Source organism: Clostridium sp. ETTB3 (assembly GCF_053571985.1).
Window position 1 is genome coordinate 1,062,633 of the sequence record NZ_CP199832.1, and the last position, 12,614, is coordinate 1,075,246.

Here is a 12,614-nt window from a genome sequence, read left to right on the forward strand (position 1 = left end):
AAGTATGAAAAGAAATGCATAACTTATAATAGTAATATTATTGGGGAGTAAAATGAAAATGTATGATCTAGATGGGTTTTGTATAAAGCAAGAGGAGAAAATAAACTATATACATAAAGTAAATGATGAAGTGATTATAAATGAATATATAAATCATGAATTAACTTTTGAGCAAACAATTTTAAATGATTGTAAGTTATTAAAGAATGTAATTTTAAACTTAGATAAAGGTTTATATATTATTTATATAAATTTAAAAGAACAATTAATTTTAACTGTATTTAAGGATAATAAAATTCAAAATTCTATGATACTAACAAAAGGATTATTAGAATATAACAAAATACAAATAGTTTCATTAAATAATATGTTAAATATTTTTTATATTAAAAAGTTTAATAAAAGAAATGTATTATGCTTTAGAAGGCTAAATAACAATCTTATTATGTCTACAGAAATCACCATGGATATTTTAGAGGAGAATTTATATGTTCCTTATATTGTAAATATTAAGGATGGAATTTTATCAATTGCATATGTAAAAGCAGCAAAACTTAATTATGTTGGATATAGACTATTTATTAATGCAGAAGATAAATGGTCAGAATTTATAATATTGGATGCAAACTCAAATGAGATAGAAGATATTAATTTTATAAAAGATAATAATTATATAGCATATACTTATATTTTTAGAGAAAGTGATAATTTTAATTTAGTATTTGGAGTTGGTGATTCTGAAATAAGGAAGAGAACTATAGATAGGAGAAATAAAGATATTAGGTTTGCTAATATTCAAATTTCAAATAATGGAAAATTAAATGTAATTACTATATCTGAAAATAAAATTAAAATAATAAAAGAGGATTGCTTTAATTCAGCAGAATTGCTTTTAGAATCAAACTTAAAAAATATAGATAAAATAGAAAAATGCTATTTTGAATTTAATAATGAATTGTTAAAAAATAGGATAATTATTTTTAAGACAAAAGATGGTGAAATATTTACTGATGAAGACTTTATACAAAATAAGGCAGATAAATTAATTGAGCAAGATAAAGAAGATAATATTGAAGAAAATGAATCTTTAGAAAAGAATAATATAATAATTACAGAGCAAGAGCTTGAAAATGAAATTAAAGAAAAAACAATAGATAAAGAATATGTCAATAAACTTATAGTGAAAATAGAAAGTTATGAAGAAATAATTAATAAATTTATGGATAAATTTACGGAAATTGAAGGTGATAGAGAAAAACTTCTTGAAAATATAGATTTATTAAATGATAAGATTAAACAAAAAAATATTCAAATAAATGAAATTGAAATAAAATTAAGTGAAAGTCAAGATTCAATAGAAGAATATAAAGCAAAGATAAATGATATTGAAGGGTTAAATAAAAGTTTGTTACAAGATCACTCAGATGAAATAGTAAACTTAAAGCAAATTATAAAACAAAAAGAAGATGAAATTAAAACTTGTAATGAAAATGTACAAGATATGAAAGAAAGTAAAAATAAAAGTGAAAAAATAGTTAAGGGAAATTTAATAGAAATATCATCATTAAATGAAAGAATAGAAAAATATAAAAATGAAATTGAAGCTTATATTAGCAAGATAACAGAATTAAACATGCAATTAAATAAAAATGAAGAGAAAATTAATAATTTAAATAAAATAAACAAGGAGTTAAGTAATTCAAACAATGAGCTAAGTAATTCAAACAATGAATTAAGCAGCATAAACAATGAAATAAAAGAAAAAAGTAATAATGAAATTACTAATTTGAAAAAGCTTCTTAATAAAATAAAAATAGAAAATATGAAGTATGTTAATGAAATTGAAGAACTAAATTTACAATTAAATGAATTAAATGATGCCTTTACAGTTGAAAAACAAGAAAAATTAAAATATGTAAATGAAATAAAAATATTAAATATAAAAATAAGGGAATTAAGCAGAATTAGAAGAAATGGGTTTATGTAAATTATAATATTTAAATTGAGCTGTATCAAAATTTGATACAGCTATTTTTTATATGTGAGTATAAAAATTTTTTATGGCAAGAATAAAAGTTTCTATATCATTAAAGGTATTAAAATAACCTGGACTAACTCTTACAGTACCAATTCTTTCAGTGCCAATTATCTTATGAATAAGAGGAGCACAATGATAGCTTGTACGCAAGTAAATATTTAATGAATTTAAATAACGTCCAACTTCTGAACTATCATGGTTATCAATGTTAAATGATAATACTGGAGTTTTTAATTGAGGATTAGTTTCACCATAGAGTTTTACAAAGGGTAATTTTTGTAGTTCTGAAGTTAAATATTCCATAAGGGATATTTCATGATTTCTAATATTATCAATTCTTTTAGAAAAAATAAATTTAATGCCTTCATTTAAGCTTATTATTCCTGGGGTGTTTAAAGTGCCACTTTCCATTTTATCAGGAAGAAAGTCAGGTTGAATTATTGATTCTGAATTACTGCCAGTTCCTCCTTCTTTTAAAGAGGATATTTCAATGTTATCAGAAATATATAATCCTCCGGTACCTTGTAATCCAAAAAGTGATTTATGACCAGGAAAAGCTAATAAGTTTATATTCATTTTTTTTACATTTATTTGTGAATAACCTATTGTTTGAGAAGCATCAACTATAAATAGTATTCCAAGTGATTTAGCAAGTAATCCAATAGGCTCAAGGTTTTGAATGGTTCCAATAACATTTGAACCATGATTTATAATAATTGCTTTTGTATTTTTTTTAATAGATTTTTTTATATCGTTTATATTTAAATATCCTAAAGAGTTAACAGGAATAATAGTTGTTTCAATATTAAATTTTTTCAATGAATATAATGGCCGTAAAACAGAATTATGCTCAATCATAGTTGTTATAGCATGATCCCCAGGTTTTAAGACTCCTTTTATAGCAATATTTAACGAATCTGTAGCATTTAATGTAAATATTATGTTCAGAGGATTTTCTATATTTAATAACATTGAAAGCCTTTCTCTACAATCAAATATTTTACTTTCACATTTAATAGATAAATTATGGGCACCTCTTCCTGGATTAGCACAATAATTTCTTATACAATCATCTACAGAATTATAAACTTCATTGGGTTTTGGAAAGGTTGTTGCAGCATTGTCTAAATATATCATAAATCCTCCTAGTAAAATTATTATTGATTAAAATTCAAGTTTTTCATAAACATAGCGTCGTATTTCTGGATTGACGTATTTTTTATGAATTTCACGAATTAGTGTTTTTTTATCTTTTAATATATCTATAACCTTATCTAATTGATTTTCAGGTACTTCAATGGAACGTGCACATCCTGATGAAAGTAGACAAGGAGTTTGAATCATATAAACTGAAAGTTTTTTGTCTTTTAATAGTTTATATACATACATACTATAGTTTGCAGAATTAAAGGTTATTATATATACTGGTTTTTCACTCATTTTATCGCCCCCCTAGTTTGTTTGCTTATATATTATATTCATGTAAATAATAATAAGTGTTAAAAAGCATAAGAATGTGATAATAAGGAAAATTATTAAAAAATAATGTAATTATCATTGATAAAAAATCATAAATTAATTATAGATATTTATATTTCATATAGGAGAGTGTTATGTCTAAAAAGGAATGGACGGTGATAATGTATCTTAATGGAAGTAATGAACTGGCAATAGAAATGGAAAACACGTTTAAACAATTATGTAAAATAAATAAAAGCAATGTAAATATAGTAATTCAATTAAGCAAGGCACCAATTGATTTAGTAAGAACTATAAGGCAAGATGATTCATCATATGCAGAAGATTGGACAGGAACTAGAAGATATTCAATAATAAATGGAAATTTAGAAATTGTACAATCAAATGAATATATCAATATGGCTGATTATAGAAATTTATATGATTTTATAAAGTGGGCAGCAAATAAGTTTCCGGCAAAAAGATATATGGTTTCAATTTCAGGACACGGATTTATAGTTGCAAGTTTATCTGATTTATGTGGTAAAGAGCCATATATAATGGGAATGTATGAAATGTGCACAGCTATAAATAATTTAAAAAATATAATTGATATTGATATATTAATATTAGATATATGTAATATGAATACAATAGAACTTATATATGAGTTAGGAAAAGAAAAAGTTAATGTAGTAAAGTATATTATGACATATATAAATAATGGACCATTAGAGGGAATGGATTATAACTATATTATTCAAAAAATAGATGATGAGCCTACAAATTTGATTCTTAAGAATATAGTAAATAAATCAAAGCAAAATTTAGTTGCTATAGAAGTAAAGCATGGTAAATTAGAAAAAATAAAAGAATTAAGCAATAAACTTGCTTATTACTGGCTTTTAAATAATGAAGAAAAAGCTACAAAGGAAGAAATAAAATTATATAATGATATTTATAAAAAAGTAGATAAAGTTATAAATCAACTAATATTATGTGCTCAAAATATAGAACAACGAAAGAGATTAATACATTTAATATTTTATAATGAGTATCAAATAGAAGATGTAGAAAGTTTTGTAAGGTTTTATTATAAGTTAGCATTTACTAAAAATAATTATTGTAGTAACTTAATGGGGAGAAAATCGTATACTGAAAAAACTAATATGAAAAATTCAAAGATTGAACAAGAAATTTTAGATAAGAGGGATATTGAATTGTTTATTAGTAATTTTAATGGAGATTCAATAACTTATGAGGAAGTAAAAAATATAGCAAATAATCTTTATATGAAAAATAATTGGATAATCTAAAGGGTTATCCAATTACTTTGTATATAATTAGTAATAATCTCTTTTATGTAGAGTAATTAATACAAAAGTGATAAAATTATAACATTTAAAATGTAATTATGAAATCATTAGGGGTAAAATTAAATAATGAAGTATATATAGTGAAAACTAAAATTTATAGATTTGTTTAGGGGGAAAAATGTATAAGGTTTGGGAAATAAATGATATAAGATTTATAATAAATGAAATATCAAAAATATGGAATTATCCATGTGGAATAAATATAGAAATATCAAAAAGAGTAACTAAGAGAATGGGAGCATTTTTTTATAAAAATACTGAAAACAATATAATACCAATAAAATTTGTTTTTTCATACACATTAATTAATGGGAGTTATCCAGAAGAAGTTGTTAAAGAAGTAATAATTCATGAATACTTACATTATTATTGTAATTCTATTACAAAAAGAAATAATGGACACAATAAATTTTTTAAAGAATGTTGTTTAAAAAGTGGAATATCACCTAATGCTACATTTAAATATAATAGTGAAAATAATAAAGTGGAAAAATATAAGTATAAAATTTATTGCAGTAAATGTAAGAAAATTGTGTGTATGCATGCACGGAAAGATGCAGCAATAAGAAAGGTTAATAATTATGTATCTAAGTGTTGTAAGGTAAGACTTTACTGTGATAATCTTATGTAGTATATTAGAAGAGTTAAAAACATAGTGTATGTTAAAGGAGAAAAAGCAATGAGTGAAGATATAAAAAACAATGAAAATGAAGAAGTTCAAATAATGACATTTTTAGATGAAGAAGGAAATAAAGTTCAATTTGAAGCTGTTGCAAGAATATTTTTAAAGGAAAAGGAATATTTACTTTTAGCACCAGTTGAAGATAAAGATAGTGAAAATGTTTATGTATTTAGAATTGATGAAGTAGATGGTAAACAAGAATTAAATTTAGTTGAAGATGATAAAGAGTTCATAGCTGTAAAGAAAGAGTATAGCAAATTATTATACTAATTATAATGAGGAGAAAAGCCATGCAAGAATTAGAAATTATTAATATCTTAAAGGAAAATGATTTATCAGATGTTGAAGTATTAAAAAATGAAGAAAAATATGTTTTAGTAAACTTTTATTTTGACTTTGATAAAGATTTACAAGATGCAGCAAAAGCATATGCAAATAGTGAAAGTAATGAAGAAGAATTTAGTAATGCGTGGTACAACGAATACTATTTCCCTTATCTTTATGATTTTGCAAATGATGAGGTTTTAGAGGTAATAGAACAAGTTATAGAAACACTTGATGTAGAAGGCGAAATGATGGCATTCCAAATGACAGAAAAAACAAGTGATTATGTTCAAGTTATGGCGTTATTTACAGAAGAAGATAGCAATGTTGTAATAGAAGATGTTGTAAGAGAATATATAGCTAAATAGTAAAATAAATTAGCAAATATTAACGTTGCAATTTAAGTAAAGTTTGATATAATTAAATTATGGAATCCTGAGATGTACGTTTAGCTTATGATGTTCAACCTACATTATATTTACGGGATTTGCAACACATTTGTGGATGTCGAGCTTCATTTTGTATCAGAAGATGGCTGAAGCAAGTTGAGCAGAACCCACCTGCGAGCTGCAGGTGTGAATATTTAAGCCACCGGCATGTTGGGAGATAGTTTTAAAATAAACACCTCATTGTATAATGAGGTGTTTTTTTATGTTATGCAGCTGTTGATTTCTCAATAGTATATTTTCTTTTAGCTTTTTTATTATAACTTTTATAAATAAGATGTTGATATCTCCAAACATGCTTATCTAAATTTTGATATATGTACACAATAAAAAAATTAGTTAGATATAAAAATTTTAAAAGGAAGTTTAACATGATTTTCTGCAGTAAAATTTTCTTTTTTAGACTTTTTCTATTTATAAGAAACACATCTCTATAGCCAATTAACGTTATATGGGTTATTATATTATAAATAGTAAAATGGTAAATTGTTTTATAATTATAAAAATATATAAAAGGTTTTTAAAAATAAGAGAAAGTATTAAGTGTAAAAAAGTTAATACTAAAATGTGTTAAAAATATTTAATTTGACGAAATTTTATAAAATTTTAAATATTAAATCTTTGAGTTGATATTAAAAAGAAATAAATGTAAAATAAATATTAGTAATATGATAAAATATCTACAATAAAAGAAAGGAAGATAAAAATGGATTATACAAAAGCAAAGATGGATGATGTAATAAAAAGAATAAATGAACTATATAAGAAAAGTAAAGAAGAAGGTTTAACAGAATCTGAAAAAGAAGAACAAAAAGTTTTAAGAAGAAGATACATTGATGGGTATAAGGCAAGTCTTAGAGCTCATTTAGAAACAATTGAACCTAAAAACAAGAAAAAATAGAGGGTGATTAATATTGTCAGTTACTGTAGAAAAGTTAATTTCAGATTTTAATTTAGAAGTTTTAGTTGAGGGTGAAAAGGATGTAAAAATATCTGTTAACGATATAAATAGACCTGGTTTACAGTTAGCTGGTTTTTATAATTATTTTGCTCCTGAAAGAATACAAGTCATTGGAAAAGCTGAATGGAGCTTTTTAGATGATATGGGAATTGAATTAATGAGAAAAAGAATTAATAAATACTTTAGTTTTAATTCAAAATGTGTAATTATGACTAGAGGTTTAGAGCCTCATAGTGAATTTTTAAAAGCAGCTAAAAAAACAAAAACTTGGCTTTTAAGAACTAATGTTGTTACGACAAAGTTTATTAGCAAGTTAACAATGTATTTAGCAGGTAAATTAGCTCCAGAAACTAGATTACATGGAGTTTTAGTAGATGTATATGGTATAGGTATATTAATTACTGGTGAAAGTGGAATAGGAAAAAGTGAAACTGCACTTGAACTTATTAAAAGAGGGCATAGGCTTGTTTCGGATGATGCTGTTGATATAAAAGAAATAGATGGTAGCTTAATAGGAACATCACCTAAAATCACAATAGGAATGCTAGAAGTAAGAGGAATTGGAATAATTGACATTTCTTCATTATATGGGTTAAGCTCTATTTTACCATCAAAAGATATAAATCTTTTAATGCATTTTGAGCATTGGAAAGATGATGGTGATTATGATAGATTAGGAATAGATAAAGAAACACAAGATATACTAGGAGTAAAGGTTAGAAGGTTAAGGGTACCAGTAAGACCAGGAAGAAATATTGCAGTTATAATTGAAGCAGCAGCAGGTAATTATAGGCACTCATTAATGTCTGATGTTACTCCAGTTGATATTATAGAACAAAGAATGTGTGAAATTAATGATGAAGAATAAGGAGGGCTATTATAAATGAGTAGGGAAGAAAAAAATAATGCATGGTTAAAGTATAATCAATTAGAGAAAAAACAAATATTTGATTTTTGTGAGGGTTACAAAAATTATTTATCAGTAGGAAAGACTGAAAGAGAATGTATACATGAAGCAATTAGACTTGCTGAACAAAAGGGATATAAAAATTTAAATGATGTTATAAAAAATAATGAGGTATTAAAAGCTGGAGATAAAGTATATCTTAATAATAAAGATAAAGCTTTAGTTTTATACCTAATTGGAAATGATAATATAGAAAATGGAATGAGAATTATAGGTTCACATGTAGATTCTCCAAGAATAGATTTAAAGCAAAATCCATTATATGAAGATGGAAATTTAGCTTTAATGGATACACACTATTATGGTGGAGTAAAAAAATATCAATGGGTTACACTGCCTTTAGCATTACATGGAATAGTAGTAAAAAAGGATGGTACAAAGATAAATATTGTTATTGGAGAAGATGATAATGATCCTGTATTAGGAATTTCAGATCTTTTAATTCATTTATCAGGAGAACAACTTCAAAAAAAAGCAAATGAAGTAATAGCAGGTGAAGATTTAAATGTTTTAGTTGGAAATATTCCATTAGAGGGAAAAGAAAAGGATGCTGTTAAAGAAAATATTTTAGCACTTTTAAAAGAAAAATATGATTTTGAAGAAGATGATTTTATTTCAGCTGAATTTGAAATTGTACCAGCAGGAAAAGCTAGAGATTTAGGCTTAGATAAGAGTATGGTAATGGGATATGGGCAAGATGATAGAATTTGCGCTTATACATCATTAATGGCTTTATTAGAAGTTGAAAATGTAGAAAAAACTTCTGTAATCTTATTAGTAGATAAAGAAGAGGTAGGTAGCATTGGGGCTACAGGAATGCATTCAAGATTTTTTGAAAATTCTTTAGCTGAAGTAATGGATAGAATGGGGCAATATAGTGAATTAAAGCTTAAGAGAGCTTTACAAAACTCATTAATGTTATCAGCGGATGTTACAGCTGCATATGATCCAAATTATCCATCAGCTTGTGAAAAGAAGAATACAGCTTATTTTGCTAAAGGGTTAGTATTTAGTAAATATACTGGAGCAAGAGGTAAAAGTGGATGCAATGATGCAAATCCGGAATTTATAGCATGGCTAAGAAAAATCATGGAAAAAAATAATGTATCATATCAAACTGCAGAACTTGGTAAAGTAGATCAAGGAGGCGGTGGCACTATCGCTTATATTTTAGCACAATACAACATGGAAGTTATAGATTGTGGTGTTGCATTACAAAATATGCATGCACCATGGGAAGTATCAAGTAAAGTTGATATTTTCGAAACAAAAAATGGATATAAGGCTTTCTTAATAGAAGAATAATAAAGGGGCTGTCGCACTAAAACTTTTATACACAATATATTGTAGTATTTATTCTTAATGCGACATCCCCTTTTGTTTAAATTTCATTAAGTTTATTTAAAAATTTATTTAGTCTTTCTTCTGACATAGATTGAGAACCTAAAATTCCATGTTTAGTATCATCACATTCATATCCATGAGAATCAGAACCACAAGATGTAATAATATTTTTATTATCAACTATTCTTAAGAATTTTTCAGTATCTTCAGGAGTATTAAGACCATAAATACCTTCAATTCCATCAAAATCTAAATGAAGTACATCTAAAACATTAAGCTTTTTTAATAATACAGGATGAGCTAATACAACCATAGCATTATATTGTCTTAATAATTCAATTCCTTCTTCAGAAGATAATTTATTTGCTGGTACATAAGCAGGGCAGTTATCACCAATAAAGTTATCAAATATGTATTCTTTTGTATAAGAATACCCAGCATCTATTATTGCTTTAGCTATATGAGGTCTAGCAATTGTATCTTTTCCATTTTTTAAAACGTCATTAACATTTATTTCAATATTATTAAATTCTTTTAATCTTCTAACAATTTCATGAGCACGTTCAATTCTTTTGGTTTTTAAGTCTTCTAAGAAATCATTAAGTTTTGGATTTTTATAATAATCACTCTTGAAATAACCTAATATATGAACTGTTTCACCTTTATATGTAGTAGATAATTCAATACCAGGAATAAAATTTATATCTAATTTTTTGGCTTCAGTTTTAGCTTCCTCAATTCCTGATAAAGTATCATGGTCAGTTAAGGCTAAGTATTTTACTCCTCTTTCATAAGCTTTTCTTACAACTTCACTGGGACTATATTTTCCATCAGATGCAGTAGAATGTGTATGTAAATCGCATATAATCATAATATTTTAATACTCCTTTCAAATAAATGTTTTTTTAGTATATAAAGCTATGATATAATTTATTCATTAATAATGCAATAATTAAGTAAAGAAAGAATTGAGAAATAGTAATTATTACTATTATTAATTTTTATAAAAGTAAGAATTATTAACAACCAAGTTAAATTAAAACAATAGGAGAAAGTTATGTTATTAATGATTGATAATTATGATTCATTTGTATATAACCTAGTTAGGTATTTTGAGGAATTAGGTGAAGAAATTAAAGTTGTTAGAAATGATAAAATTACAATTAAAGAAATAAAAGAAATGAATATTGATGGAATAGTTATTTCACCAGGCCCTAAGTCGCCAAAAGAAGCTGGAATAAGCATGGAAATAATAGATAATTTCAAAGGTGAATTACCTATATTAGGGATATGCTTAGGGCATCAATGTATAGGACAATATTTTAATGCAAATGTAAGAAAAGGAAAAGAGCCTGTTCATGGAAAGATGTTTTATATAAATCATAATGAAGAAGGGTTATTTGAAAATGTAAAAAATCCAATACGTGTTACTAGATATCATTCTTTAATAGTAGATAAAGATAATTTGCCAAGTTGTTTAGAAATTACAAGTGAAACACAAGATGAGGTAATAATGGGGATAAAGCATAAGGAATATGAAATTCATGGTGTACAATTTCATCCAGAAGCAGAAATGACAGAAGCGGGACATTCAATATTAAAAAACTTCATAAATATAACAAAGAAAAAGAGAAACAAATAATTTTAAATTAATGAAAGATGTGGAGGGTAAATATGTTAAAAATAAAAGAATTTCATAGTGAATTAAATGCATTTGAAGTTTATAATTTATTTAAAAATCAAAAAAATTCCATATTACTTGATAGTTCAAAAGAAGATAAGAACTTATCTAAATATTCATTTATTGGGATAAATGAATTTATGATTTTTGAAACTATGCAATCAAAATCATATATTGATGGAAGAGAAGTTAAAGGCGACCCATTTAACAGCTTAGAAGATTTAATAAATAAATATAAATATAATTTAAATAGTGATATTCCATTTTTATCAGGGGCAATTGGATATATTTCATATGATGCAGGAAGAATGCTTGAAGAATTACCGGATACATCAAAAGAAGATTTTAGTATTCCAGATATAAGATTTATTTTTTATAAAAATATAATTATATTTGATTTAGAAAATAATAAAAAATATATAACTGACATTGATGGTGATGATGAAAGAGTTAAAGAACTTTTAAACATAATACATAATGGAAATAAGTTAAATGATAGGGAAGTAGCAGAAAAAAGTACTAATAAGTTTTATTCTAATTTTAAAAAAGAAGAATATAAAAAAGCTGTATCTAAATTAAAAAATTATATAGAAACAGGTGATGTATATATTGCTAACATGACACAAAGATTTTGGTGTGAAAATAATAAAGAGTCATTTTCTATATATGAAAAACTTAGGAGTATAAATAAAGCACCATTTTCTGCATTTTTAAACTTTGAAGATTTTCAAATAATAAGTTCATCTCCTGAAAGATTTATTCAAGTAAAAGATAATAAGGCTCATACAAGACCAATCAAGGGGACAAGACCTAGGGGGGCATCTTTAGAAGAAGATGAAAAAAATAAATTAGAGCTTATTAATAGTGAAAAAGATAAGGCTGAACTTCTTATGGTAGTTGATTTAGAAAGAAATGATTTTAGTAAGGTTTGTAAACCACATACAGTTAAGGTAACAGAAAACTTTAAGCTTGAAGAGTATGCAACTGTGTTTCATCTTGTGTCAACAGTAGAAGGAGAATTGAAAAATGAATCTTCTTCTGTAAAGTGTATAAAGGAATGTTTTCCAGGGGGATCAATTACAGGAACACCTAAAATAAGAGCAATGGAAGTAATAGAAGAACTTGAAGGGTTAAAGAGAAACCTTTATACAGGTTCAATTGGTTACTTTGATTTTAATGGTAATTGCGATTTTAATATAGTTATAAGAACTATAATCAAAAAGGATAATAAGGCTTATTTTGGTGTTGGTGGTGGAATAACATATGATTCTATAGAAGAAGATGAATATAATGAAACTTTAGATAAAGCAAAAGCATTAATGAGAGTATTATAAGGG

Annotated in this window: 13 protein-coding genes and 1 other RNA gene; 11 read left to right on the top strand and 3 right to left on the bottom strand. The window is 25.2% G+C overall.

All coding sequences use genetic code 11. The features are described 5' to 3' along the window. The first annotated feature begins 52 nt into the window (after positions 1-52). Positions 53-1,987 carry a hypothetical protein gene (locus ACUN06_RS05240; protein WP_449390170.1) on the top strand — a complete coding sequence of 645 codons (1,935 nt, stop codon included), beginning with the start codon at positions 53-55 and terminating at the stop codon, positions 1,985-1,987. Between the two features lie 48 nt (positions 1,988-2,035). On the opposite strand, the gene ACUN06_RS05245 is transcribed toward ACUN06_RS05240, so the two are convergent. Together ACUN06_RS05245 and ACUN06_RS05250 are read right to left on the bottom strand one after the other, a co-directional pair. After that, complete coding sequence (locus ACUN06_RS05245; RefSeq protein WP_291731250.1) at positions 2,036-3,175, bottom strand: aminotransferase class V-fold PLP-dependent enzyme; 1,140 nt, start codon at positions 3,173-3,175, stop codon at positions 2,036-2,038. A gap of 27 nt (positions 3,176-3,202) precedes the next feature. Next, positions 3,203-3,478 carry a DUF3343 domain-containing protein gene (locus tag ACUN06_RS05250; RefSeq protein ID WP_291731248.1) on the bottom strand — a complete coding sequence of 92 codons (276 nt, stop codon included), beginning with the start codon at positions 3,476-3,478 and terminating at the stop codon, positions 3,203-3,205. Between the two features lie 173 nt (positions 3,479-3,651). Between ACUN06_RS05250 and ACUN06_RS05255 the strand changes: the two genes are divergently transcribed. The 8 genes from ACUN06_RS05255 (at position 3,652) to ACUN06_RS05290 (ending at position 9,557) form a co-directional block, all read left to right on the top strand. Beyond that, positions 3,652-4,812 (top strand): clostripain-related cysteine peptidase, encoded by a 1,161-nt coding sequence (locus ACUN06_RS05255; protein ID WP_291731246.1) that lies wholly within the window; start codon positions 3,652-3,654, stop codon positions 4,810-4,812. Between the two features lie 178 nt (positions 4,813-4,990). Continuing rightward, positions 4,991-5,503 (top strand): SprT-like domain-containing protein, encoded by a 513-nt coding sequence (locus tag ACUN06_RS05260; RefSeq protein WP_291731244.1) that lies wholly within the window; start codon positions 4,991-4,993, stop codon positions 5,501-5,503. A gap of 48 nt (positions 5,504-5,551) precedes the next feature. Beyond that, complete coding sequence (locus ACUN06_RS05265) at positions 5,552-5,824, top strand: DUF1292 domain-containing protein (protein ID WP_291731242.1); 273 nt, start codon at positions 5,552-5,554, stop codon at positions 5,822-5,824. 20 nt (positions 5,825-5,844) lie between these two features. Next, entirely contained in the window at positions 5,845-6,246 is a 402-nt protein-coding gene (locus tag ACUN06_RS05270; RefSeq protein WP_291731240.1) for a hypothetical protein, read from the top strand. A gap of 61 nt (positions 6,247-6,307) precedes the next feature. Next, positions 6,308-6,488: non-coding RNA, 6S RNA (gene ssrS, locus ACUN06_RS05275), on the top strand. Positions 6,489-7,030: 542 nt separating this feature from the next. Next, a complete protein-coding gene (locus tag ACUN06_RS05280) occupies positions 7,031-7,225 on the top strand; it encodes a DUF896 domain-containing protein (protein WP_291731238.1) in 195 nt (64 codons plus the stop codon). A 13-nt stretch (positions 7,226-7,238) separates the two neighbouring features. Then, on the top strand, positions 7,239-8,153 hold the full coding sequence (gene hprK, locus ACUN06_RS05285) for an HPr(Ser) kinase/phosphatase (RefSeq protein ID WP_291731236.1): 915 nt from the start codon (positions 7,239-7,241) through the stop codon (positions 8,151-8,153). 15 nt (positions 8,154-8,168) lie between these two features. Then, on the top strand, positions 8,169-9,557 hold the full coding sequence (locus ACUN06_RS05290) for an aminopeptidase (protein ID WP_294366938.1): 1,389 nt from the start codon (positions 8,169-8,171) through the stop codon (positions 9,555-9,557). 76 nt (positions 9,558-9,633) lie between these two features. On the opposite strand, the gene ACUN06_RS05295 is transcribed toward ACUN06_RS05290, so the two are convergent. After that, positions 9,634-10,467, bottom strand: a complete 834-nt coding sequence (locus tag ACUN06_RS05295; RefSeq protein WP_449390171.1) for a PHP domain-containing protein — start codon at positions 10,465-10,467, stop codon at positions 9,634-9,636. A gap of 186 nt (positions 10,468-10,653) precedes the next feature. Here ACUN06_RS05295 and ACUN06_RS05300 point away from each other — a divergent pair, with 186 nt between their 5' ends. Together ACUN06_RS05300 and pabB are read left to right on the top strand one after the other, a co-directional pair. Then, complete coding sequence (locus ACUN06_RS05300; RefSeq protein WP_291731230.1) at positions 10,654-11,238, top strand: anthranilate synthase component II; 585 nt, start codon at positions 10,654-10,656, stop codon at positions 11,236-11,238. Positions 11,239-11,270: 32 nt separating this feature from the next. After that, positions 11,271-12,611 carry an aminodeoxychorismate synthase component I gene (pabB, locus tag ACUN06_RS05305; RefSeq protein ID WP_294366945.1) on the top strand — a complete coding sequence of 447 codons (1,341 nt, stop codon included), beginning with the start codon at positions 11,271-11,273 and terminating at the stop codon, positions 12,609-12,611. Positions 12,612-12,614 lie beyond the last annotated feature (3 nt).

Excerpts from the sequence above, each read along its gene's own strand:
- ACUN06_RS05240 (WP_449390170.1), top strand. The coding sequence starts at position 53 with ATGAAAATGTATGATCTAGATGGGTTTTGTATAAAGCAAGAGGAGAAA.
- ACUN06_RS05245 (WP_291731250.1), bottom strand. The coding sequence starts at position 3,175 with ATGATATATTTAGACAATGCTGCAACAACCTTTCCAAAACCCAATGAA.
- ACUN06_RS05250 (WP_291731248.1), bottom strand. The coding sequence starts at position 3,478 with ATGAGTGAAAAACCAGTATATATAATAACCTTTAATTCTGCAAACTAT.
- ACUN06_RS05255 (WP_291731246.1), top strand. The coding sequence starts at position 3,652 with ATGTCTAAAAAGGAATGGACGGTGATAATGTATCTTAATGGAAGTAAT.
- ACUN06_RS05260 (WP_291731244.1), top strand. The coding sequence starts at position 4,991 with ATGTATAAGGTTTGGGAAATAAATGATATAAGATTTATAATAAATGAA.
- ACUN06_RS05265 (WP_291731242.1), top strand. The coding sequence starts at position 5,552 with ATGAGTGAAGATATAAAAAACAATGAAAATGAAGAAGTTCAAATAATG.
- ACUN06_RS05270 (WP_291731240.1), top strand. The coding sequence starts at position 5,845 with ATGCAAGAATTAGAAATTATTAATATCTTAAAGGAAAATGATTTATCA.
- ACUN06_RS05280 (WP_291731238.1), top strand. The coding sequence starts at position 7,031 with ATGGATTATACAAAAGCAAAGATGGATGATGTAATAAAAAGAATAAAT.
- ACUN06_RS05290 (WP_294366938.1), top strand. The coding sequence starts at position 8,169 with ATGAGTAGGGAAGAAAAAAATAATGCATGGTTAAAGTATAATCAATTA.
- ACUN06_RS05295 (WP_449390171.1), bottom strand. The coding sequence starts at position 10,467 with ATGATTATATGCGATTTACATACACATTCTACTGCATCTGATGGAAAA.
- ACUN06_RS05300 (WP_291731230.1), top strand. The coding sequence starts at position 10,654 with ATGTTATTAATGATTGATAATTATGATTCATTTGTATATAACCTAGTT.
- pabB (WP_294366945.1), top strand. The coding sequence starts at position 11,271 with ATGTTAAAAATAAAAGAATTTCATAGTGAATTAAATGCATTTGAAGTT.